General features: G+C 52.2%; 17 protein-coding genes and 1 pseudogene. 4 read left to right on the top strand and 14 right to left on the bottom strand.

Annotation, left to right across the window (positions count from 1 at the left end; translation table 11 throughout):
• Positions 1–805: 805 nt before the first annotated feature.
• From I8J30_RS14480 to I8J30_RS14465, 4 genes are all read right to left on the bottom strand, one after another.
• Positions 806–1,789: a hypothetical protein gene (locus I8J30_RS14480; RefSeq protein WP_210658780.1), complete on the bottom strand. Its 984-nt coding sequence runs from the start codon at positions 1,787–1,789 to the stop codon at positions 806–808.
• Between the two features lie 5 nt (positions 1,790–1,794).
• Positions 1,795–2,571, bottom strand: coding sequence for an RNA polymerase sigma factor (locus I8J30_RS14475; RefSeq protein WP_210658778.1), 777 nt, complete (start codon positions 2,569–2,571; stop codon positions 1,795–1,797).
• 189 nt (positions 2,572–2,760) lie between these two features.
• A complete protein-coding gene (locus tag I8J30_RS14470; protein ID WP_210658776.1) occupies positions 2,761–4,455 on the bottom strand; it encodes a M3 family oligoendopeptidase in 1,695 nt (564 codons plus the stop codon).
• Between the two features lie 153 nt (positions 4,456–4,608).
• Positions 4,609–4,902, bottom strand: coding sequence for a hypothetical protein (locus I8J30_RS14465; protein ID WP_210658774.1), 294 nt, complete (start codon positions 4,900–4,902; stop codon positions 4,609–4,611).
• 135 nt (positions 4,903–5,037) lie between these two features.
• On the opposite strand from I8J30_RS14465, the gene I8J30_RS14460 reads away from it, so the two are divergent.
• On the top strand, positions 5,038–6,450 hold the full coding sequence (locus I8J30_RS14460; protein WP_210658772.1) for a sigma-54 interaction domain-containing protein: 1,413 nt from the start codon (positions 5,038–5,040) through the stop codon (positions 6,448–6,450).
• 158 nt (positions 6,451–6,608) lie between these two features.
• The gene (kamA, locus tag I8J30_RS14455; protein ID WP_210659263.1) at positions 6,609–8,108 is read left to right on the top strand and encodes a lysine 2,3-aminomutase; all 1,500 of its coding nucleotides are present in this window, start codon (positions 6,609–6,611) and stop codon (positions 8,106–8,108) included.
• Positions 8,109–8,782: 674 nt separating this feature from the next.
• Here the strand turns inward: kamA and I8J30_RS14450 are convergent.
• From I8J30_RS14450 to I8J30_RS14435, 4 genes and pseudogenes are all read right to left on the bottom strand, one after another.
• Positions 8,783–10,039: pseudogene (locus I8J30_RS14450) on the bottom strand (peptidase); the annotation flags it as partial.
• Positions 10,040–10,060: 21 nt separating this feature from the next.
• Positions 10,061–10,723 (bottom strand): 3-oxoacid CoA-transferase subunit B, encoded by a 663-nt coding sequence (locus I8J30_RS14445; RefSeq protein WP_210658768.1) that lies wholly within the window; start codon positions 10,721–10,723, stop codon positions 10,061–10,063.
• Entirely contained in the window at positions 10,666–11,391 is a 726-nt protein-coding gene (locus I8J30_RS14440) for a CoA transferase subunit A (RefSeq protein ID WP_210658766.1), read from the bottom strand. The genes I8J30_RS14445 and I8J30_RS14440 overlap by 58 nt, the downstream gene beginning before the upstream one ends.
• Positions 11,391–12,725, bottom strand: coding sequence for an aspartate aminotransferase family protein (locus I8J30_RS14435; RefSeq protein WP_210658764.1), 1,335 nt, complete (start codon positions 12,723–12,725; stop codon positions 11,391–11,393). The genes I8J30_RS14440 and I8J30_RS14435 overlap by 1 nt, the downstream gene beginning before the upstream one ends.
• A gap of 153 nt (positions 12,726–12,878) precedes the next feature.
• On the opposite strand from I8J30_RS14435, the gene ablB reads away from it, so the two are divergent.
• The gene (gene ablB, locus I8J30_RS14430; RefSeq protein ID WP_210658762.1) at positions 12,879–13,757 is read left to right on the top strand and encodes a putative beta-lysine N-acetyltransferase; all 879 of its coding nucleotides are present in this window, start codon (positions 12,879–12,881) and stop codon (positions 13,755–13,757) included.
• On the opposite strand, the gene rpoN is transcribed toward ablB, so the two are convergent.
• The 5 genes from rpoN to I8J30_RS14405 all read right to left on the bottom strand — a co-directional run bounded on the left by rpoN (position 13,758) and on the right by I8J30_RS14405 (position 19,346).
• Complete coding sequence (gene rpoN, locus I8J30_RS14425) at positions 13,758–15,092, bottom strand: RNA polymerase factor sigma-54 (protein WP_210658760.1); 1,335 nt, start codon at positions 15,090–15,092, stop codon at positions 13,758–13,760.
• Between the two features lie 50 nt (positions 15,093–15,142).
• Positions 15,143–16,570, bottom strand: coding sequence for an aldehyde dehydrogenase family protein (locus tag I8J30_RS14420; RefSeq protein ID WP_210658758.1), 1,428 nt, complete (start codon positions 16,568–16,570; stop codon positions 15,143–15,145).
• Positions 16,571–16,584: 14 nt separating this feature from the next.
• On the bottom strand, positions 16,585–17,946 hold the full coding sequence (gene gabT / locus I8J30_RS14415) for a 4-aminobutyrate--2-oxoglutarate transaminase (protein WP_210658756.1): 1,362 nt from the start codon (positions 17,944–17,946) through the stop codon (positions 16,585–16,587).
• A gap of 168 nt (positions 17,947–18,114) precedes the next feature.
• Complete coding sequence (locus I8J30_RS14410; RefSeq protein WP_210658754.1) at positions 18,115–18,405, bottom strand: chorismate mutase; 291 nt, start codon at positions 18,403–18,405, stop codon at positions 18,115–18,117.
• Positions 18,406–18,545: 140 nt separating this feature from the next.
• Positions 18,546–19,346: a phosphodiester glycosidase family protein gene (locus tag I8J30_RS14405; RefSeq protein ID WP_210658752.1), complete on the bottom strand. Its 801-nt coding sequence runs from the start codon at positions 19,344–19,346 to the stop codon at positions 18,546–18,548.
• A 352-nt stretch (positions 19,347–19,698) separates the two neighbouring features.
• On the opposite strand from I8J30_RS14405, the gene I8J30_RS14400 reads away from it, so the two are divergent.
• Positions 19,699–20,067, top strand: coding sequence for an MmcQ/YjbR family DNA-binding protein (locus I8J30_RS14400; RefSeq protein WP_240548078.1), 369 nt, complete (start codon positions 19,699–19,701; stop codon positions 20,065–20,067).
• Here I8J30_RS14400 and I8J30_RS14395 read toward each other — a convergent pair.
• Entirely contained in the window at positions 20,064–20,657 is a 594-nt protein-coding gene (locus I8J30_RS14395) for a YdeI/OmpD-associated family protein (RefSeq protein WP_210658750.1), read from the bottom strand. The two genes, I8J30_RS14400 and I8J30_RS14395, sit on opposite strands and share 4 nt — an antisense overlap.
• Positions 20,658–20,676 lie beyond the last annotated feature (19 nt).

Raw genomic sequence — 20,676 nt, 5'->3', positions numbered from 1 at the left:
TATGAGGCTTTGGAAGGATTCGATTATTGATTGTATGGGAAAATAATCCAATTTTTGTCCCGCTGTGCTGCGGATTTGCCGGACTCACGGCGAAACCCTGGTGCGAGGCTGCTGGATACCGTATTACGCGAGGCTGCTTACGATCAGCTAACCTGGTGCGGGAACGAGGTTAGTTGGTTCGCTGAGCGTTCCATTTCGTGACTCTCGGCTTCTTTTTTCTGTAGTTTCGGCGTTGAGCGTTCAATTTTGGAACTCTCAACAGCTTGTACGTGGCTTTCGGGTTAGTTGGTTCGCTGAGCGTTCCATTTCGTGACACTCAGCTTCTTTTTTCTATAGTTTCGGCATTGAGCGTTCACTTTTGGAACTCTCGGCTGCCTGCTCGGGGCTATGGTGTTAGTTGGTTAGCTGAGAGTCGGGTATTCCGACTCTCGGCATCTATTTTCCATGGTTTTGCCTCTGAGAGTCGGGTTTTCCGTCTCTCACCATTCGACACAGGATCTTTTCGGTTAGTTACTTTGCTGAGAGTCGAATTTCCCGACTCTCGGCATCTATTTTTCGTGGTTTTGCCGCTGAGAGACGGTTTTTCCGTCTCTCATCATCCGGCACGGGAGCATATGGGGTTACTTGGTTTGCTGAAAGTCGGTTATGCCGACTTTCGGCTCTTTTTTCTGTGGTTTTGCCGTTGACAGAAGGTTTTTCCGTCTCTCAGCATCCGGCACTGGAGCATTTGGGTTAGTTGGTTCGTGGTTTTGCCGTTGAGAGAAGGTTTATTCCGACTCTCAGCATCTTAAAGAGTGAGTGCGACTTAATCCAATGACTCCAACATTTGCTCCAGAACACGAACCCCTTGAACTTCCGCGGCTTTTGCATCTTGCAGCAATTCGATCGAACGAGAGGCCACAGCCTCTTGATTCGGTTCGCCACCTTGCGGGAAAGGAAATAGACTCACTAATGCGCCAAGACGGTCTGCCACGATCCGATAATGGGCGGCAGCTTCAGAGGCGAGCTGGCGCAGCTGCGACGAATCCCGATCCTTCTCGTTCGGCCAGTTTGCCACGACATCTTCCAGAAACTTGACTGCAAATTCGCGGGCATCCCACACTTTGACGGTATTCACGCTGTTCCCGAAGGCTTCAACTGTGCGATTCGTAAACGCTTTGATCCACGCATCATAAGCAGCGATTCCGTTGCGATGCTTCGATTTTTCCAGTCCCGGCAGGATCTCTTCAGCATGTCGCAAAGCAAGCTCAAGTGCCCCCCTCAACATCGCTCTCCGACTAACAGGCTGATATCCGCTAATTCCCAGCACATACAGCTCAGTCACTTCACCTCGCCCGAGCTTCTCATAAGGCAGCTCGGCATCTTGACGCACGTCTCTGCACTGGAACACACGACGATTATCGTCATAGCCATAGATAACTCCCCATTCAGGAATGAAGAGATCCCAGCTTAGCGCAGGGATACCGCGATCGATCGCCTGCTGTACGAGCTGAATCCCTTCCTCAAGCTCTTCAGGCGTCGGAGGAATGTTCGTCTGTTTTCCGGCATATTGCACCGAGAATCCGAGATTGTTCAACGCTTCTTCATGATTCAGCTTCCAATCGAAGTGAGAATAGCTTCCCACCTCCACAGCCTCCGGATCGATAATGATTCGAAACGCATGCGCCGTGTACCCCATTACCTCAACCAACGTCATCCCTGCCAGCTCCGTATACTGTACGATGCTGTGCAGCGCTGCTGTATCCGTATTATGGCTCCAGCTGCAATCGGTTTTCGCTATCATTTCCATTGTCATCAATCCCTCCATGTGATTTTGTACTGCGGTGGAGCGAGCAGCTTCGCTGCCGGTTTCCCTAACTTCTTACGTCCCTCGATGTACAGGCTGATTTGGGAACGAATACGCTCCTGCTGCAGCTTCTGCCGTGATCTTGAAATGCTGTTGTACACGTTGGCGACTGCCGTGTCCATCAAGGAAGCGATGTGCTGCGGCGACAGCTGATCGAAGAAATACGCTTCGAAAATTCGTTTCTCGCGACTGGTTAAGCAGGACATCATGCCGCGAATCCCATCGACTAAATCTTTACGCATCAAAGCAGCAGAGGGATCATGCGCCTGCTTCGCTTCATCCAGCGCAAGTTTGCCAAGGCGGAACAGCACCTGGTCAATGTTATACGGTTCGTCGCACCCAACCCTAGCACCTTCCACCGAAGCGAACTCCTTGCTGCTCCAGCTGGTAAACGGCCGCTCCCTGCGATGCGGTCCCCCTCGGCGCAGCTTCATGTTGGCTTCATTTCGCACAATCGTTTTGAGCCAAGGGGCGAAACGGCTGCTGTCCACGAGCGATCCCAGATGAAGAAAGGCCCGCACGAGCGCTTCCTGCACCACATCTTCAGCAAGATGGTGATCCTGCGTCAGGGAGTAAGCCAGATTAAACGCTTTGGCCCTGCTTCTGCGGACGAGTTCCCCGAATGCATCCGGATCGCCCGTTCTCGCCAGCGCGACCAGATCCGCTTCTTGTGCAGGCGCTTTCTCATCGTGATGCTCCTGTTCAGCAGGATTAGAAACCAACAATTCACTGCCTCCTCCCATCAACCTATATCTAAAGATGCCAGCCGAAGCTGAAATCTATCTAAACGATAAAAATCTTTTTCAACACCTGCCACTACACTCTGTACTCTAATTCCTCACTTCCCTGCAGAACCCTGTTTGACGCACAAAAAAACCGCCAACAATGGCGGTTTTCTTTCCTTCAATGCTTGCTTATTCGACATTAGGTGCTGCTTCATCCAGCCAGCTCTCTATGCTGCCAATGACAGAAGCTACGCAGCCATCTTCAAATGGGGAGTTCAAGCCGGCAACCTTCACCAGCTCCGTGAACGACAAGCTTCCGCCTTGACGGCATAGGTTCAAGTAGTCTGCCCATGCTTCCGGACGATCCTCGTGCATCTTCTTCCAGAATTGGAACGCACAAATCTGTGCAAGCGTGTAGTCGATATAGTAGAACGGACTGTTGAAAATATGGCCCTGCTTATGCCAGAATCCACCTTGCTCCAGATACGCGTTGTCCGCGTAGTTGCGATGCGGCAAATATTTACGCTCGATTTCGCGCCAGGCTTGTTTACGCTCCGCAGGTGTTGCATCCGGGTTCTCATAGATGAAATGTTGGAATTCATCCACCGTCACGCCATAAGGGATAAAGATCAATCCGCTTGCCAGATGGTCGAACCGATATTTGTCCGCCTCATCCTCGAAGAACAAATCCATCCACGGCCAAGTGAAGAACTCCATGCTCATGGAATGGATTTCGCAAGCCTCATAGGTCGGGAAACTGTACTCGGGTACCGCAAAGCTTCTGCTCTCATAGACTTGGAAAGCATGCCCGGCTTCGTGCGTAAGCACATCTATATCGCCTGAAGTTCCATTAAAGTTGGAGAAAATATAAGGTGCACTGTACTTGCTGATGTACGTGCAATAGCCGCCGCCTTGCTTGCCTTTCTTGGCCACCAGATCCATCAGATCGTTATCCTGCATGAAGCGGAAGAACACGTCGGTTTCCGGAGACAGCTCCGCATACATCTTCTCGCCGTTTTTCACGATCCACTCCGGATTGCCCTTTGGCGTTGCATTTCCCGTCTTGAACGAGAAATTCTCGTCGTAGTACAGCAACGCATCGACTTCAATCCGATTCTTCTGCGCTTCCTTCAGCTTCGAGGCAACCGGCACGATATATTGAAGCACCTGTTTGCGGAAGTTCGCGACCATTTCTGCGTTGTAATCCGTACGGCTCATACGTGCATAACCCAGTTCCACATAATTGTTAAAACCAAGCTTCTTCGCAATCTTCGTACGAACCTTCACGAGATCATCGTAAATGCGATCAAAGGTTGCTTCGTTCTCCGCCATAAAGCCTGATGATGCTTCCATCGCGCGTCTGCGCATATCGCGATCCTTCGATTGCTGGAACGGCCCGAGCTGGGACAGAGTCCGTTCTTCACCCTCGAACATGATTTTGGCCGACGCAATCAGCTTCGAATATTCGGTCGTCAGCTTATTCTCTTGCTGCAGATCCTCAATGACCTCAGGGCTGAATGTCTTAAGCGACAGCTCGGCCAATTGGAACAGCTGGCGGCCCCACTTTTGCTCCAGCTCGGTTCTGAACTTGGAACCCACAAGTGCGCGATAGTAATCGGTTATGTATTCTTGCACAATCGGGCCGCTTTCGTCGAAGAAATCTTGCTCGGCTTTATAAAACTCGTCATTCGTATCAATGGAGTGGCGGATGCTCGCGATTTGGGCTTGCGAATCGAACTCACTGCGAAGTTGGTTTAACGCTGTCATGGCAATGTCTTGCTCGTCATAGGTTTGCGCGGAAAGGAACGTTTCCAATTGCGACTTAAACTTCTGTTCAAACTCTTTAACATCCGGGCGTTCGTACCGGTACTCGCTAAATTTCATGAATACGCACCTAACCTTTCGTTACGGGATAAATGATTGCAGCTATGGTGCTGCCAGCATGACCTCCCAATTATATCCTAAACGCACCAAGACCAAAAGAGGCCGTTCGGGGCTCGCCCCCTCGCAGCCCCTACAGCAATTCTATTATTGATTTTATTGCGCTCGGAATCGACCGATAATATCCATCACGTACTTATAGATGACCGAAGCGCCGCCTATGAAGAAAAGCACGATCAGCGTGTATCCGGTCGGATCGATCGAAACCATCGATAACAAGAAATTAAGCGGAAGCACATAGTAGAGAATGTCTTTCAAATAGCCGAGAAATGTTGTATCGAAAGACCCTTTCCAGAACGATTTGGAAAAGGCAATTACAAAATCAATGATCATCAGGGCAAAAACTGCCCACATCGTGTAGGTCACCCATGCAGCAAGTGTAAATGTCATTTTTCATCACCACCTTCCTACACAGTATGCTAGGCAGCTTTCTCGGTGATGATTATTCGGCTTGGTGCATAACTTTTGTGTATAGCGTGTGAATTTATGCAGATTATTGCGGCACGGCATGGAGGCGAGCGAACGATGTCCGATCGAAAAAGCATCGTGTCCGACTATTTCGAGAAGATTCTAAACACGATAGACGTAGGTGTTCATTTCATTGACCAGGAAGGCAATACCGTCTTCTACAACGATAAAATGGCTGAAATTGACGGGTTGGACCGGGAGCAAGTGCTCGGGAAAAATATTTTGCACCTCTACCCTTCCCTGACGCAGGAAACGAGCACGCTCGAAAAAGTGCTGCAGACCGGACAACAGCTGCCCGCCCATATCCAAACCTATTTCAACGTGACGGGCAAGCGCATTATGACCGTTAACAGCACGTATCCGCTCTATGACAACGGTAAACTGATCGGTGCATTGGAAGTGGCGAAGGATATTACGAGCATTGTGCAGCTGCATGATCAAATTCTCGATCTACGGCATCAGCTCTATCAGGCGAAGCAGAAGGAAAACAAGAATAAAGGCACGGCAAGATATGAGTTCAGCGATCTCATCGGCCGGAGCAAACCGTTCCAAGACGCCCTGACCCTTGCGAAGAAGACGTCCCGCACGGTATCTCCCGTCATGATTAGCGGTCCAACCGGTACCGGCAAGGAATTGTTTGCCCAGAGCATTCACAACGCCGGAGCTCGGCGGAATCGACCTTTTATTGCACAGAACTGCGCAGCTGTCCCAGCCGATCTGTTGGAAGGCATCATGTTCGGTACGGCAAGAGGCGCGTTTACCGGGGCGGTCGATCGGGCCGGCCTGTTCGAACAAGCGAGCGGCGGCACGCTATTCTTGGATGAGCTGAGCAGCCTCGATGTTTATCTGCAAGCCAAACTGCTGAGGGTGCTGCAAGATGGCATGGTCAGGCGTATTGGCGGGACTAATGAGCAGCAGGCAGATGTTCGTATCATTACCGCCATGAATATGGATCCGGCGCAAGCGCTTGAAGAAGGGCTGCTGCGGTATGATTTATTTTACCGGCTGAGTGTGGTGAAGATCGAGCTCCCTCCGTTGCAGCACCGGGAAGAAGATATTCCGCTGCTGGTGAACCATTTTATCGAGAAGCTGAATCCGGTGTTCGGGCTTCAAATCCGAAGCATTTCGCCCGATGCGCTGCGTCGATTGACCGCATATAATTGGCCCGGTAATGTCCGCGAGCTGGGTCACGCGATTGAATCTGCTTTCAATATGGTGGAAATCGATGAGGAAACGATTGAGGAGCGGCATTTGCCCAGTGGATTGCTTGTTAATCGAGTAATCGCTGAGGCGGATAGCGGCGGTCATGATCGACTGCCGGAGCGGATGAAGCAGATGGAACGCGAGGCGATTGCGATCGCTTTTCGGAAGAATGGCTTTAATGTCAGTCAGACTGCGCAGGAGCTGGGCATGAAGCGGCAAGCCTTGCAATATAAGCTGAACAGGTATGGGATTACGAAGAAACCTTGACTCGATAGGAAGACATGATTTTGACAGGATGTGCTGGCTTCTGCTTGTAGGCAGAGGCCTTTTTCGCGTGGAAATCGCGCCGATTGGCAATATTGGCATGCTTCTTGCACCAATAAAGATGAGTAGCAAATTTCCGTGGAGGTGCGCCAATCATGAGCATGTCAAACGATAGCGGGACGGACAAGGTGCCCCTAAGCAGCAAGAGGCACTGGAAGCAAGTAGCGTTGTGGAAAGATGTGACGGACGAACAGTGGAATGACTGGCTGTGGCAGCTCACTCATACGATTAAGACGCTGGATGAGCTGAAGCAAGTGGTCAATTTGACGCCTGATGAAGAGGCAGGTGTGCTCATTTCGACGCAAACGATTCCACTCAACATTACGCCTTACTATGCCTCCCTCATGCATCCGGATGACCCTCGCTGTCCGATTCGGCTGCAGTCGGTTCCGATTTCCGCGGAGCTGTTGAAGACGAAATATGATCTCGAGGATCCACTCTACGAAGATGAAGATTCACCGATGCCGGGCTTAACCCATCGGTATCCGGATCGCGTCCTCTTTCTCGTGACGAACCAATGCTCCATGTACTGCCGATATTGTACCCGCCGCCGGTTCTCGGGCCAAGTAGGGATGGGCGTGCCGAAGAAGCAAATGGACGATGCCATAGCCTACATCCGCAATACGCCGGAGGTTCGGGATGTGCTGTTATCCGGTGGCGATGGTTTGTTGATTAACGATACGATTTTGGAATATATATTGAAAAATTTGCGTGAGATTCCCCATGTGGAGATTATTCGAATCGGCACGCGGGCGCCGGTCGTCTTCCCGCAGCGGATAACGGAGAACCTGTGCACGATGCTTCGCAAGTATCATCCGATCTGGCTGAACACGCACTTCAATCATCCGCTGGAAATTACGGATGAAGCGAAGAAGGCATGCGCGATGCTGGCTGATGCGGGCGTGCCGCTCGGCAATCAATCGGTCATCCTCGCAGGAATTAACGATAGTACGCATATTATGAAAAAACTCATGCATGAGCTGGTCAAAATCCGCGTGCGGCCTTACTATATCTATCAATGCGATTTGTCCGAAGGGATCGGCCACTTCCGTGCGCCCGTCTCCAAAGGGCTGGAAATCATTGAAGCGCTTCGCGGACATACCAGCGGCTATGCTGTTCCGACTTTCGTCGTTGATGCCCCGGGCGGAGGCGGTAAAATCGCCCTTCAACCGAACTATCTCATCTCGCAAAGTCAGGATAAAGTGATCTTGCGCAACTATGAAGGCGTCATCGTCGGTTATCCGGAGCCGAGCAACTACGTGCCGGGTCGTGCGGATGAGTATTTCAACGAAATCTATGGCATTGAGAAGCAGCCCCCAAGCACCGGCATTATCTCGCTCATCAAAGATGAAAATTTCAACCTGGTGCCAGAAAATTTGCGCCGCATCGGCAGACGCAAGCTGTATGAGCAGGCGGCCGACCACCACTCGCTCAAGGACAAACGCGAGAAACGCGACGAGATGAAGCAAAAGCTCATGCGCGCGCGGCAGCAGGATCAATCGAGCAGCGATGGCGCGAAGCAGCAGGCTTCGCCTGCCGGCGGGGATGGCGCGCCGGAGCAAACGCAGCCGAAGGGCGAGCCTGAGGGCGCGAGCGAGTAACTGCGGCGGCGGCGTTAGCCGCCGGCAGCAGGCGAAGGTGAGCGAGCGGCCGCCGATAATCGTCGAACAACACCAAAAAGCCGCCTCAATATTGCGCGATGCGCTTTTGAGGCGGCTTTTGTTATGCTGACATGGCGGCGTTCACCCTGTGTAAAACTCTAACGAATCACAGAGGTCTTATTTCGGCCAAATAACACCTTTTGAAATTCTAACGAATCCTACAGACGTTATTTGGCGTAAAAATACCCTTTTGCGCTCCAATTACCTCAAATAAGACCTCTACGATTCGTTAGAATTAAATAGCAGCTGTTTTCGCACGAATAAGACCTCTACGATTCGTTAGCGCATTTTTATCGAATCAGTTCAGCGAAATTAGCCGAAAATGCCCGCTTGGCCATTTAGTGCCGGTTAGTTTTAGTTACTGTTTCTTCGTTTAATTGTGCTTCTACTCCTTCTCCTGCTACTACTCCCGCGGTTGCCCCTGCGTCTGCTTCTACTTCTGCTACTGCTCCCGCTGTCGCTTCTGCATCTGCTTCTACTCCTTCTCCTCCTTCTCCTGATTCTGCTTCTACTGTTGCTCCTGATCCTACTTCTGCACTTGCACCTGCTTCCGCTCCAGCACTCGCGCCATCACCGACACCCACTCCCTCACCCATGCCAATATCATCAACTTCAACTCCGCACCACTGTGCCATCGTGAGCGCGATAATCTCGGCTGCTTCGAACATGGCATCCAGCTCGATATGCTCGTTCGGGTAATGGGCCATCTGCGTGAGGCCGGGGCCGAAAACAATACACGGCGTATCGGCCAGCACCGTCAGCAGACCGCCATCTGTGCCCCACGGCGAAGCTTCCAGAACAGCCGGTCGATGCGTCACCGCCGTGTACTGCTCCGCTACGATCTGCACCAATTCATGGGCCGGATCTACGCTTCCCGGCACCCACCTTGCGCCGAACCATTCAAGCTCGGGCGGTGCAGTGCGGAACCACTCATCCTTCTCCTCGAGCAGCTCGAGCCAATTGGCCATTTGCTCTTTGGCTTGCTCGAGCGATTCCTCCGGCGCAACACCCATACGGCCTTCCAATGTCACGGTGTCAGGAACGGAGGATGGCCAATTGCCCCCTTGGATCGTGCCGATGTTGATCGGGATTGGGATCGGATTATCCGCAAAGAGCGGATCCTGGATCCCCGCATTGCGCACCTGCTCAAGCTCCAGCACATGAGCGACCACGAGCATGCTTTTCTCAATCGCGCTTACGCCCTCGTACCGAGTTCCTCCATGCGCCGCACGGCCCTTCACCACGATTCGGAACCACATGGACCCCTGCTGTTTCGGAAAAATCCGCATATTGGTCGGCTCCGGTATCAACGCCGCATCGGCCTTATACCCTTTCACGATCATCGCAAGCGTCCCGGCTCCACCGCTTTCTTCCTCGATGACGCTTTGAAAGATCACATCACCTTTCAGCGTGATCCCCAGACTCCGAATTGCTTGTATCGCAAGCAACAATGAGACATTGCCGCCTTTCATATCCGACGCGCCGCGCCCATACAGTTTCCCGTCCACCACTTCACCGCTGTAAGGCTGACTTCGCCACTGCGATCGATCTCCTTCCGGCACCACGTCCATATGACCGTTTAAGATGATCGAACGGCCGCCCCCACTCCCCCGCAGGACGCCTACCACATTCGGACTGCCGGCGAAGCTCGTTCTGGGCGAATAGAAATAAGGATGCTTTTCCAGCAGGGCACCATCGGGCTCCCACAGATCCACATCCAGCTTCATCTCGAATAATTTGCCCGCAACGAGCAGCTGCGCTTCCTGTTCATTCCCTTGCGTGCTGGCGATTCGGACCAAGCTTTGCAGCAATCCGACGCCTTCCTCGCGGTGCTGCCGCATCCAATCATGAATTTGCGCCTTCAGGTTCATGCTGTCCGCCTCCTTCATCGGCTACGTGATGTAATCCACTTTGTCCGGTATGAGGAGCGTGGCCTCGGTGCAGCTGATTACGTCCTCGATCGTGAAAGGAGACATCACTTCCTTCAGCACTAGACCCTCATCCGTCACTTCCATGACCGCCATTTCCGTAATGATAAAATCAACGCAGCGCTGCGCTGTGAGCGGCAGCTCGCATTGCTTCTTAATCTTCGACTGGCCGTCGCGATTAACATGATTCATGACAGCTACAACGCGTTTCGCTTTCTGCGCCAGCTCCATCGCGCCACCGATTCCCGCCGTCCGTTTACCCGGTACGATCCAATTCGCCAAATCCCCTTGTTCGCTGACCTCAAGCGCGCCTAACACCGTCATATCAATACAACCTCGGCGAATCATGGCAAAAGCGATCGCACTATCGCAATAAGACGCGCCGATCGCGAGCGTTACCGGATAACCTCCGGCATTGCACAGAAATCCATCTTCCTCGCCGGCCGACGGCGTCGGTCCCGTTCCTAAGATTCCGTTCTCCGCATGGAAGGTCACATGGATACCTTCCGGAATGAAATCGGCCACTCTCGTCGGAATGCCGATTCCCAAATTGACGACCATGCCATCTTTTATTTCACGGGCGGCTCGCCTTGCAATCCGGTCGCGGCTTGTTTCTCCCACACCCATTGCCAGTTCACTCCTTTCCCTGCAACGACGGCATCAACGAAGATGCCGGGTGTCACGATGCTCTCCGGATCAAGCGCGCCGATCGGAACGATTTCATCCGCCTCCGCGATCGTCCGCGTTCCTGCCATGGCTACCAGCGGGTTGAAGTTGCGGCCGCTTTTGTCATAGGTCAAATTCCCATATTCGTCGGCCTTTAAGGCATGAACGATAGCCACGTCTGCTGTGAGCGCCGGCTCGACCAGGTAGGTTTTGCCGTCCACGATGACCTTCTCCTTGCCTATTTCCAAAGTAGTGCCAATCCCCACATCCACGAGAATGCCGCCCAGCCCCACGCCGCCTGCCCGGATCTTCTCTGCCAATGTACCTTGCGGATAGAAAATCACTTCCATTCGGCCATCCTCCATCATGCGACCTGCGTTTGGATTGGACCCGATATGTGAAGTGATCACTTTCCGAACGCGGCCTTCGGTGACCAAGCGACCGATGCCAATCCACGGAAACCCGGTATCGTTGCCGATTAAGGTGATGTCCCGTACCCCTTTATCCAAAATCGCTTCAACAAGTGTCGGCGGCGTCCCGATTCCGCCGAATCCGCCGTACATCAGCGTGCAGCCATCTACGATCCACCCAAGCGCAGCATCGATGGCGATCGTCTTCTGTTTCGTCATCAGCCCATGACCTCCCCCATCACTTCCGCGATCGACTCTTCCAGCAGCGAAGCCAGCAGGTCAATCTCTTCCGTTGTAATCACCAACGGTGGTGCGACGATGACGGCATCGCCTTCACCGTCCACGCCTCCGGCCGCAGGGTAGACGAGCAGCCCTTTGCTCTGCGCGCGCTCCACAAGCCGCGTCGTTACACCAAGCGAAACCGGGAAAATCCGCTTGCTGGCCCGGTCGGCGACAAACTCCAGCCCGAGCAGCAGCCCTTTGCCGCGAACATCGCCAATGATTGCGCGGTTAGCTGCGATTCTCTCCAGCTTTTGACGCAGATAACGGCCTTTCTCCTCGGCGGCATCCACAAGCTGCCGAGCCGCGATGTAATCGAGAACGGCCAATGCTGTAGCCGCAGATTGCGGATTCGCGCTAAAGGTATGGCCGGACATGACAATCTGCGAGCCGGCCAGAATGGGCTCCATGACCCGGTCCTTCACCAGCGTGGCGGCGATCGGCGTATAGCCCGCGCTAAGTCCTTTACCTAAGGCGATCAAATCCGGCTCAACGCCCCAGTGCTCCATCCCGAACATCGTTCCGGTGCGGGCAATGCCGGTCATGACCTCATCGGCGATAAACAGAATGTCGTATTGCTCGCAGATCGCTTTTATCCGCTCGTAGTAGCCCGCCGGCGGGACGACAGCTCCTCCGGCCGCTCCAATAATCGGCTCCGCGATGAAAGCCGCAATATGGTCAGCGCCGATTCGCTTAATATTCGTTTCCAGATCATCCGCGCAAGATTGCCCGCAGCTCGCAGCCGACAACTGGTACGGACATCGATAACAATAAGGCGCTGCTACTATAGGCAGCTCCTCAAGCAGCGGAATAAACCGCCGTCTCCTGGTGACATGGCCGGACATCGACAAAGCTCCAAGCGTGATGCCGTGGTAGCTCATCCGTCTGGAAATGACTTTATTTTTGCCGAGTCGACCTTGCTCCTGCCAATATTGAATGGCAATCTTCATCGCGGTTTCCGTTGCCTCCGACCCGCTGTTTACGAAGAAGGACCAGTAATCATGGCCAGGCGCCAGATCGCTGAGCCGCTTCGCAAGCCGTTCCGCCGGTTCGCTCGTAAATTGGGACCGATAGACGAAAGAGACCTTCTGTGCTTGCGCCAGCATGGCATCGATGACCTCTTGCACCCCATGCCCGATTCCGGCTGTGACGGCGCCCGACGAAGCATCCAAGTATGCTTTTCCATGCTCATCGTACAGAAATACACCTTTGCCATAATCAATCTTCGGATAGTGGGCACTTAACAGCGGTTTGATCAAATGTTCCCGCGTCAATCGTTTTCCCTCCAATCGGCCTATCATCATGCCCATTATTGCTGCAATTTCGGTGCCAACTTGTGCGGGTAACCAACGAATTCACGAATCTGGCATTGATTTTGCATCCAATCCATGTAGAATAACGGAAACGGGATTGGGGGATCAGCCATCATGGAATCGAAGCCGAACGATAAGCAATATTATGCGATGGAAACCGAACAGGGTACGAACTTCACCCTTCAATTATGCAGAGATGAATTCAACATGCGGCTGCGGGTCGATGATTACGACTACGTGGGAAATTTGGATGCTCTGTGCGACCGTCTCGCGGATTTAATGGGCAATGCATCGTTTACGAAGCTGTTCGTAAAGGCGCGCGAACAGGATATGCGATCCTTTATGGCTAGGGGCTATATGCTGGAAGGGATTTACAAGGGGTATTATGATGGTCAAGATGCCTATTGCATGGCCAGATATACCGACCTCACGAGGCGCTCGAGCGACCACTGGATCGAAGAGGATCACATACTGGAGCAAGTACTTGCGCTACATCCGAAGCCTGACAGAGAACCGCTGGCGGATACGTTCACCATTCGCTGTGCCGCAGCTCAGGATTCGCAGGAGCTGGCCTCTCTATATGGACAAATTTTTCAAACCTACCCCATTCCGATGAATGACTCCGCATATGTGGCTCATGTTATGGAAGAAGGTACGGTGTTTTATGTCGTGGTGCATGACGGACGAATCATCAGCGCGGCCTCAGCTGAAATCAACACCAAATACCGCAACGCGGAACTCACAGATTGTCTGACTTTGCCCGCCTATCGCGGACACGGTTTGATGCGGCAGCTGCTCCTAGTGCTGGAAGAGGATTTACTCCGGCGGAATATCCGCTCCGCTTATTCGCTCTCTCGCGCATTGTCCTTCGGCATGAATGCCGCATTATTTCAACTGGGCTACGACTATCATGGCCGTCTGACGAAGAATTGCGATATTTACGATAAGTTCGAGGATATGAATTTGTGGTGCAAAATACTCTCGGAGCACTAGTTACCGCCCTTGCTCCTTAGTTCGTTTACGTTTGAAGGAGGAGGCAATGCCAAGCTCCTCCCGATACTTGGCGACGGTTCGCCGGGATATTGGAATGCCTTCCCCTTCGAGCAGTAGAGCCAGCTGCTGATCGGAATAGGGCGCACCGCCCGCTTCCTGCTCCACCATCTCCCGGAGCTTCGCCTTTACGCGCTCCGCTGTGGCCGCATCTTCCTGCCCGCTGTTGAAGCCGGACGGAAAGAAATAACCAAGCTCGTAGGTACCCCATGGCGTCTGCGCATATTTGCCTGCAACCGCTCGGCTGACCGTCGATTCATGCAAGTCGACTTTCTCCGCAATATGCTTAAGCACCATCGGTTTAAGATGATCCGCACCACCTCGAAAAAAAGCCTCCTGTTCTTCCACGATTGCTCTTGTCACCCTCAATAGCGTAAGCCTGCGCTGTTCCAAGCATTTGAGCAGGAATGCGGCGGCACTTCGTTTCGCCAGTAAATACCGGCCCGATTCATCCGACCTCCCCAGCTCTTTCGCGATCCCTTCATAATTCGAGTTCACCCTCAGCCTTGGCGCTGCCGACTCTTGGACGGAAACGACAAACTGATCACCTACCATGCGAATGAGCACATCCGGGATGATGTAATCCGCGTGCCTCGACTGATAGGCTGCTCCGGGCCTGGGATTCAGCGATTTAATGAACCTGATTGCCGATACGATCTCTTCCTGCGAGACATGCAGCAAGCGCATTAATTTCGGAATGTGATAATCCGCAACCGCTTCCAGATGGGAAGTGATCAAAGTGACGACCAGCGGGCTGAAGCCCTCCGTTCGCCTCACTTGCAGCAGCAAACACTCTGCCAAATTTCTGGCACCCACTCCTGCAGGCTCCAGGCCTTGCACATAACTTAACGCTTGCTCAACCTCACTAAGCGCTATCCTCAGTTCGCCCGCAATCTGCTCCGGCGGGCAGTCCAAATAACCATTCGCATCTAAATTTCCGATGACGAAGTCAACTACTTTTCTCAATGCACCGGAGATCTCCGAATCGAAACGAAGCTGTTCGTTCAAGTGTTTCTCCAGCGTAAGGCCCTGATCTGCCGCAAGGTAATCAAGCGGAGCCGCACTTCGCGGACCTCGTGACCAATCCACGCCCAGTCCGGCTCCTCCGTGCCCATCCATTGCTTCCAGAAACGGATTATCTTCAAGCTCACTTTGAAGAAATTCAAGCAAATCCGAAGTCGGCAGCTGCAAAATTTTGATCGCCTGCTGCAGCTGAGGTGACATATGCATATGGGGCTTCTGCTGCTGATACATCCCGAACCCATACCGGGAAGTCATAAGAATCACCTGCTTTGCGGGTGGATTTCTTATAGTATATTCGCGATGGGCTAGGTCCGATTAATAATAACGGTTTTGATTTCCGTCATTTCACCGATTGCGTATTTAACGCCCTCACGTCCGAGCCCGCTTTCTTTCACGCCGCCATAAGGCATATGATCCACCCTGAACGTAGGGATATCGTTAATCAGGACGCCGCCTACATGCAGCTTCTCCGCGGCATCGAGCGCCGTATGAATATTGTCGGTATAGATCCCGGCATGAAGACCGTATCTGGAATCGTTAATGTGCGCGATCCCTTCCTCCACGTCCCGAATGCGATTAATGAGTACGATTGGAGCGAATGCTTCCTCGCAGCATATTTTTGCCGATCGATCCACTTCCAGAAGCACGGTAGGCTGTAAAATTTGAGCGGAAGAAGTCCGTCCGCCGCATGCAACGATTGCTCCTTGCTCGACCGCTTCGTCTATCCATGACAATGCGCGGCTAACGTCTCCTAGCGTGATCATGGCGGAGAGATCCGTATCCGGATCAAGCGGATCGCCTGCCTTGAGCTTAGACGCAGCTTCACAGAATCGAGCAACGAACTCATCATAGCTATCCGCGTGCACATAAATGCGCTGCAACGAAATACACACCTGGCCTTGGTAAGAGAACGCGCCGGCCACGCAGCGAGATATCACTTTGGATAACTGAACTCCTTTATCGATTATTAACGCGGAGTTCGAACCCAGCTCAAGCGCCACACGCTTCAATCCGGCACGATTGCGGATGCCGATCCCGACCTTCGGGCTGCCCGTGAACGAGATCGCCTTCACTCGATCATCCTTCACGATGACATCGCCTATAACGGAACCGGAGCCCGTGACCACATTCAGCGCACCGGCAGGCAGCCCCGCTTCCTCCAGCAATTCGGCCAAGAAAAATGCGGATAGCGGCGTTTGGGATGCCGGTTTAAGCACGATTGTGTTCCCGGACGCAATCGCCGGTCCTACTTTATGAGCGACCAGATTCATCGGAAAATTAAACGGCGTAATCGCGCCGATCACACCAATCGGCTCTTTCATCGTATAAGCGATTCGCCCTTCGCCGCCGGGAGCTGCATCCAGCGGAATCATTTCGCCGCTTAAGCGTTTCGCTTCTTCCGCAGCAAACTTATACGTCTGAATGGTGCGATCCACTTCAGCCTTTGCCGCCTTGAGCGGTTTGGCCGCTTCCAATGCGATGATGCGGGCAGCCTCCTCTGCACGCTCACTAAGAAGGCGGCTTAATGTCTCCAATATCGCAGCCCGTTTATGAGCGGGCAGCTTCGCCATTACGCCCCTTGCCAAGTACGCGGCTTCGATTGCGCGCTCCGTCTCCTCTCGGTCAGCGAACGGAATTTCAGCTAATTCCTGACCGGAGTACGGCTCTGACAACTTCGTGTAGGACTTGGCCTCCAACCACTGTCCACCAATATAGAGCTGCTTCTTTACCATCCGCTAATCCTCCTTTATTTGCTTAGATGTTCCTTCGAATAGAGTTGAAGCACAATTTCGCTTAGGATGTCCAGCCCCTCTTGCAGCTGTTCATCCGTTATAACCAGCGGCGCCAAGAAACGAACCACATTGCCGTAAATGCCCGCACTCAGTAAGATGACGCCTGCTTCATAGGAAGCCTGAATGACCTTCGCCGTAAATTCCTTCATCGGCTTCTTGGACGAAGGATCGATAAATTCAACACCGCACATCGCGCCCAGGCCGCGCACTTCCGCTATAACAGGAACTCGTTCTTGAAGTGCTGTGAAGCAATCGATGATTCGGCTTCCGATTGCCAGCGCGCGATCACAGAGCTGCTCTCTCTCTATCTTCTCGATCACGGCAAGCGCCGCTGCGCATCCGATCGGACTGCCACCGTACGTGCCGCCGATTTCGCCCGGAGCCGGGGCATCCATAATCGCTGAACGCCCGGTAACGGCGCTGAGCGGTATGCCCGCAGCGAGAGATTTGGACATCGTAATCAGATCGGGCTCGATGCCAAAATAGCTCGAAGCAAACATCGTTCCCGTTCGACCGAAGCCGGTTTGAATTTCATCACAGATAAACAGAATCTGATTTCTTCGGCATACCTCATAGATGCCTTTCACGAACGAAACAGGCGGAACGATGAAGCCTCCCTCGCCCTGCACCGGTTCCATAATAACGGCTGCCAGCTCTTCGGGAGCGGCTTCCGTCAATAGAAAGTCCTCGAATTGTGCCACGCAGAAAGCAGCATACTGGTCTTCCGTCATTCCCTCGGGCCTATGCAGCGGATAGGGATACATAGCTTTATAAGTTGCAGGCGCAAACGGCCCCATCCGATATTTGTACGGTCTTACTTTACTGGTAAGCGACATGCCGAGCAAAGTACGTCCATGAAAGCCGCGCGTGAATGACACGATGCCGGGCTTTCCCGTGAACTTCCGTGCAATCTTAACGGCGTTCTCTACCGCCTCGGCACCGCTGTTCAGCAGAATGGTTTTCTTCGGATAATCACCCGGAGTAATCTCCGCTAATTTCTCCGCCAGCCGGACATAGGGTTCATACATGGCCACATGAAAGCTGGTATGGATATACTGTGAGGCTTGTTTCTGTACAGCATCGACAACCTCGGGCGGACAATGCCCGACATTAAGTGTACCGATCGCACCGGCAAAATCAAGGAATACGTTGCCGTCCACGTCTGTCACCTGTGCGCCGCCGGCCTGCTGCACAAAGATCGGCGTCGTATTGCCGATGCCCAGCGGTACATATTGCTTTCGCTTCTCCAGCAGCGCTCTCGCCTTAGGTCCTGGAAATGGTGCCGTAACGGATACGTAAGCTCTATGCTTCTTCATTCTACGCGCTCCTTCCGCGCCTCCGCGCGAACTGGTCTCCTGCATTTCCCTCTGCCAGCTGAATGAGCAATTTCCATGCCAACCTCTCCGAAAACAAGAAAAAGACGCCTCCATTTCTGCGGCGTCTTTCCTTCAAGCTGCATTTGAATCTCCGTTACTGCGATTCCGTTACCGAGGCACACTCACGTTTCTCAACTCTTCGTGCCTCGCGATCACTTGATCCATCACACATCTGAATATAGCTGTTGCATAGGCAGCGTTTAGTCCGTGCGCTTCCGACAATTGTACGATTTTGAGAAACTGCTTCGCTTCACGGCTCGCATCTTGAGCTTGTAGATTGTGGATCGCTTTGTAGTGCCCTACTTCTTCCGTTAGTTGGAATCGCTTAGCAAGCAGCGCAACCAGCTCATTATCGATGCTATCAATGTTTTGTCTAAGTTCATCTAATCCGGTAGTCATTTATTGTCTCTCCTTAGTCGCTTAGCAGCGTCGCAATCCGGCGGTTTCGCGCTTTGACGCTTTTTTGCAATAAAGCAATAATAGCTACTAGATTAACACAATTTGAAGCGTTATGTAAGTGTAAAATGTTCGGAAATTACTCAATGAATCAGCCGAATCATCTGTACGACCGGCCTATTGTCGCCCGGCAGCACCGTTTCGGCAACCTGCATCTGGGAGGAACCGTCCCCGTCGAGAAATATCCCGTCAGCCAGCTGACCTGCTCCGACTTGCTCGATTATCGCCGTTCGAAACGCTTCAAGTGTCCCCTTCGTACTGCTTACGACTAAGTACAGCCTCCCGGAGTTGTCGTAAACGGCTGCGGTTCGAAGCCTATCCTCGTCCATATTAGGCGCGTTCTCAAGCTGCGCTCTCATCAGCCACTCCTCATCTAGTCCAAGGCTCATGCTGATTCCGCCCTGCGCCCAGAAATGTGCGCGATCCCTTACTTGCAGCTCAGAAACGGTAGAAACAACCTGTACGCTTAATTTATTGGCGATTTCATCCCACACAAGCGTGCCGCGCGGGTACTTGGCATTTTCCGAGCCGGAGCCGTAATGATTGGGTGCCCCCGCCACGGGATTCCCGTTCACAACCGCCATGCTGAGCAGTGCGGATTCGTAGAAAAATCCACCGTTAATGCCGTAATAATCGGATAACGAAAGATTATTGCGTATCGTTTCGAAGGTAATATTCGATGGCTGCGTTTGCAGCACATGAAGCTTGAAACCGTTCGATGCTTCCCGCTCCATATAGAGATACTCATGCGCAGGATATCGAACCACTCTCGGGGTGTGATGCGCATCCAATGCATGCACCAGCAAGAGTACCATTCCGCCAAGAATCACGACGATTCCCAGCAGAATGGTTGAAGCACGAATCACTCGCCATCTGGTCGACAATTGCAGACTAGCCACCTTCTCTTCACTTGCTATATCTATCACTTGCTATATCTATAAAAGTAATGAAATTGAAATCCACTTAGATCGTTTGAACGACTATATAGCTCCATACGCCGGCTGCCATGACGACTCCACTAAGCAGACACATAAAGAGAACGGATGTTTTCATTCTCTAACCTCCTTATTAGTCAAGCTGCACTTCACTTATATGGACTGGATTGCTTATCAAAAGGTTGCACCCAGCATGATCTGCTTGAAATGCGAACTCTTTCCTGTCATGTTTATATAAGGAGAATGAAGTGCTTGTCTGGAAGGTGCAGACAGCCGGTCATTACATAAGGAGGACAACAGCATGAACCATCCAATTGGGATGCAAACACCGGAAGGCATTCACATGCTCGAGCAGGTTAGAAAAATTTGCAGCAGCCTTCCCGAAACAACCGAGATCATCGACGGACACGGTCATACGACATTTAAAGTCAAAGACAAATCGTTTATTATCATGAGCGATTATGGCATGACCTTTAAGTCTGATCTGGAGAATCAAGAAATAATTTTGCAGCAAGAGCAATTCTTCAAACCGAAGTATATCGGGCACCGCGGCTGGGTCGGCGTGAATGCTCCTTCAGATTGGGAGCAAATGGGCATTCTGCTGAAGGAAGCGTATTTGCACGCTGCACCGAAACGACTGATTAAGCAGCTCTTGGAAGAAGTGAACTAATCATTTAATCCTTTGCCGCTAAGAATGTGCTGCGTGTATTTTTCAACCCGTGCCACTCGTGTTTTGGATTGTTTAGGTTCAGAGAAATGGAGTAGATAAGCGCGTTGTCGTCCCGGAGTCAAGGCTTCGAATGCTGTTTTCAATGCCGGGACTTCATCGAGCTTGGATCGAAACTCTTCAGGAACCGTGTATTCGGTATTTTTCTTAAAGGTCACTTCCAAGCCGGACTTTTCAACCTCAATGGCTTCGCGAATATAGGCCTTCAACGTAGCTTCCATCGCCACGATTTGCTGCACGCTCGTGAACCGAATCTGGCGTGCCGCCTGCACATTCTCCGTTTGCTGAACGAGAATGCCTTGCGGATCCTTTAACAGAGCGCCTTTGTGAAAAAGCAGCGCGCAGTATTCTTTGAACCCATGGATTAATACGACGTTTTTGCCCTGAAAGGTATAACAAGGATGCATCCATTTGAAGTCTTCGGTCAGCTCGCAATCCAGCACGATATTTCTTAATTCCTCATATTCTTCACGCCACTGCTTGGAACTGCTTATGAACACATCCGCTTTATGATTCAATCTGCTATTGGCCATCTTAAGCAACTCTCCTCGG

It is taken from the genome of Paenibacillus lignilyticus (assembly GCF_017942085.1).
GTDB lineage: Bacteria > Bacillota > Bacilli > Paenibacillales > Paenibacillaceae > Paenibacillus_Z > Paenibacillus_Z lignilyticus.
Note: the sequence above shows the minus strand (reverse complement) of the source record. Positions and strands in the feature narration are given on the sequence as shown.

Bases quoted from the DNA above. Each gene is read 5' to 3' on its own strand.
- I8J30_RS14480 (WP_210658780.1), bottom strand. From the start codon at position 1,789: ATGGAAATGATAGCGAAAACCGATTGCAGCTGGAGCCATAATACGGAT.
- I8J30_RS14470 (WP_210658776.1), bottom strand. From the start codon at position 4,455: ATGAAATTTAGCGAGTACCGGTACGAACGCCCGGATGTTAAAGAGTTT.
- I8J30_RS14465 (WP_210658774.1), bottom strand. From the start codon at position 4,902: ATGACATTTACACTTGCTGCATGGGTGACCTACACGATGTGGGCAGTT.
- I8J30_RS14460 (WP_210658772.1), top strand. From the start codon at position 5,038: ATGTCCGATCGAAAAAGCATCGTGTCCGACTATTTCGAGAAGATTCTA.
- kamA (WP_210659263.1), top strand. From the start codon at position 6,609: ATGTCAAACGATAGCGGGACGGACAAGGTGCCCCTAAGCAGCAAGAGG.
- I8J30_RS14445 (WP_210658768.1), bottom strand. From the start codon at position 10,723: ATGGGTGTGGGAGAAACAAGCCGCGACCGGATTGCAAGGCGAGCCGCC.
- I8J30_RS14440 (WP_210658766.1), bottom strand. From the start codon at position 11,391: ATGACGAAACAGAAGACGATCGCCATCGATGCTGCGCTTGGGTGGATC.
- ablB (WP_210658762.1), top strand. From the start codon at position 12,879: ATGGAATCGAAGCCGAACGATAAGCAATATTATGCGATGGAAACCGAA.
- rpoN (WP_210658760.1), bottom strand. From the start codon at position 15,092: ATGACTTCCCGGTATGGGTTCGGGATGTATCAGCAGCAGAAGCCCCAT.
- I8J30_RS14420 (WP_210658758.1), bottom strand. From the start codon at position 16,570: ATGGTAAAGAAGCAGCTCTATATTGGTGGACAGTGGTTGGAGGCCAAG.
- gabT (WP_210658756.1), bottom strand. From the start codon at position 17,946: ATGAAGAAGCATAGAGCTTACGTATCCGTTACGGCACCATTTCCAGGA.
- I8J30_RS14410 (WP_210658754.1), bottom strand. From the start codon at position 18,405: ATGACTACCGGATTAGATGAACTTAGACAAAACATTGATAGCATCGAT.
- I8J30_RS14400 (WP_240548078.1), top strand. From the start codon at position 19,699: ATGAACCATCCAATTGGGATGCAAACACCGGAAGGCATTCACATGCTC.
- I8J30_RS14395 (WP_210658750.1), bottom strand. From the start codon at position 20,657: ATGGCCAATAGCAGATTGAATCATAAAGCGGATGTGTTCATAAGCAGT.